2 protein-coding genes are annotated in these 2,158 nt (G+C 63.2%); one reads left to right on the plus strand and one right to left on the minus strand.

The features are described from left to right. Positions 1-123: 123 nt before the first annotated feature. Positions 124-1,281 carry an acyl-CoA dehydrogenase family protein gene (locus NV1_RS41540; RefSeq protein WP_067905211.1) on the minus strand — a complete coding sequence of 386 codons (1,158 nt, stop codon included), beginning with the start codon at positions 1,279-1,281 and terminating at the stop codon, positions 124-126. A gap of 150 nt (positions 1,282-1,431) precedes the next feature. On the opposite strand from NV1_RS41540, the gene NV1_RS41545 reads away from it, so the two are divergent. After that, positions 1,432-2,158, plus strand: a 727-nt coding sequence (locus NV1_RS41545; RefSeq protein ID WP_067905214.1) for an HpcH/HpaI aldolase/citrate lyase family protein, incomplete at its 3' end; no start/stop codon positions are given.

Genomic DNA, 2,158 nt, shown 5'->3' on the forward strand with positions numbered 1-2,158 from the left:
GGTCACCCTCGTTCTCACTCAGTTGTATGGAACAGATCAAATGATCCAGGTTTCGGCTTCGAGACGAATAGGGGCGCTGCCGACGAACTGGTCGTCGACACCGGCCCTCTTCGGTGTTTCGGTCTATCGAATCGAGCCGCTGCGGGCGATGAGTTGCGCGGTGATGACATTGCGCTGGATCTCGTTCGTGCCCTCGCCCACGATCATGAGGGGTGCATCGCGGAAATACCGTTCCACGTCGTATTCGGTCGAGTACCCGTACCCGCCGTGGATGCGGACGGCGTTCAGTGCGATTTCCATCGCGACTTCCGAGGCGTAGTACTTCGCCATGCCTGCTTCCATGTCGCATCGCTCGCCGGCGTCGAATCGGCGTGCGGCGTGCAGCACCAATTGTCTTGCGGCAGTGAGCTTTGTCGCCATTTCCGCCAGGTATGTGCCGATGGCCTGGTGTTTCCAGATCGGCACGCCGAAGCTCTCACGCTGCTGGGCATAGGCGAACGCGTCGTCGAAGGCGGCCTGCGCAACACCCAGCGCGCGTGAGGCGACCTGGATCCGCCCGGTCTCGAGGCCCTTCATCATCTGCCCGAATCCCTTGCCCTCGACACCGCCGAGCACCGCGTCCGCGGGCGCGCGATATCCGTCGAAGAGCAGCTCGCAGCTCTCGACGCCCTTGTAACCGAGTTTGGGCAGGTCGCGTGAGACGGTGAGTCCGGGGCCGTGTTCGACGAGCAGGATGCTGATACCGCGATGCCGTGGTTCGGCAGTCGGGTCGGTCTTGCAGAGCAGTGCGATCAACTGCGATCGGCGGGCGTTGCTGATCCATGTCTTGGCCCCGTTGATCGTGTAGCCGTCGTCGTCGCGTTTGGCGACCGTGGTCATCGCCTGCAGATCAGAACCGCCGCCAGGCTCGGTGAGTGCCATGGTCGCCCGAATCTCGCCGGTAGCCATCTTGGGCAGGTAGTGCTGCTTCTGCTCGTCGGTACCGAAGGTGAGGATGAGCTTGGAGACGACCGTGTGGCCGCCCATCGCTCCGGCCAGGCTCATCCACCCACGCGCGAGCTCCTCGGTCACGCCCACGTAGCACGGCATGGAGACCGGTGCCTGTCCGTATGGTTCGGGGATGGCCAATCCGTAGATGCCGAGCTGCTTCATCTGCTCGATCAGCTTCTCCGGGTACTCGTTGCCATGTTCCAGGTCGCGGGCGACCGGGCGGACCTCTCGATCCACCCATTGGCGCACTGTCGCCACTACCTGCTGTTCCTCGGCGGACAGCTCGCTCACCGTTGACTCCTCGTTGGCTCCGACAGGGTTTCGAATATACTTTAACATAGATTAAAAACGATGAAAGATGGTGGGCAGATGGTGGCATACAGATCGCGGAGAGCGGTTCTGTGCGTTCCGGGAGGTGATGAGCGCAAGGTTCGAAAGGCGTTGACATCCGGGGCTGATCAGGTCGTCATCGATCTCGAGGATGCGGTTGCCGCGGTGGACAAGGACCGTGCGCGTGCGCTGCTGGGGGCGATGGAGTGGCACGGGCTCGGTGATCTGCCGCAGATCGCCGTGCGAGTGAACGCGCCGCGGACGCGCTGGTGCCATCTCGACATCGAAGCGGTTGCGCAGTCGGCGATTCCGGCCGCGTCCATCGTGCTGCCCAAAGTGGAGTCCCCGGGAGACCTGCAATTCGCCGAGCGGCTGCTCGACGGAATCGAGGCAGGTGCGGCCGGAGTCGATCGAATGGCGGTAGAGGCGCTCATCGAGACCGCTGATGGACTGAGTCGAGTCGACCGGATTGCTTCGGCTGCACCGCGTTTGTCGACCTTGATCATCGGGTATGCGGACCTCGCCGCATCCCTCGGCCGTGCGGCCGGTTTGGACGCGGTGTATTGGATTGCGGTCCAGGACCGAGTTCTCACTGCGGCGCGCGTCAACCGGCTGGATGCGGTGGATGGGCCGTACCTCGGCGTTCGGGCCGACGGCGACTTCGAGGCAGCGGTGAACCACGCTGCGAGAAGTGGTTTCGACGCCAAGTGGGCAATTCATCCACGGCAGGTCGAGGCGATCAAGACCGCGTTCGAGCCGTCTCCCGAGCAGGTGCAATATGCCCGACGTGTCATCGACGCGTTGAGTACTGCTCGCGACAGTGGTTCTGGTGCGGTGG

Origin of the sequence: Nocardia vaccinii NBRC 15922 (genome assembly GCF_001613305.1) — a bacterium.
Classification (GTDB): domain Bacteria; phylum Actinomycetota; class Actinomycetes; order Mycobacteriales; family Mycobacteriaceae; genus Nocardia; species Nocardia vaccinii.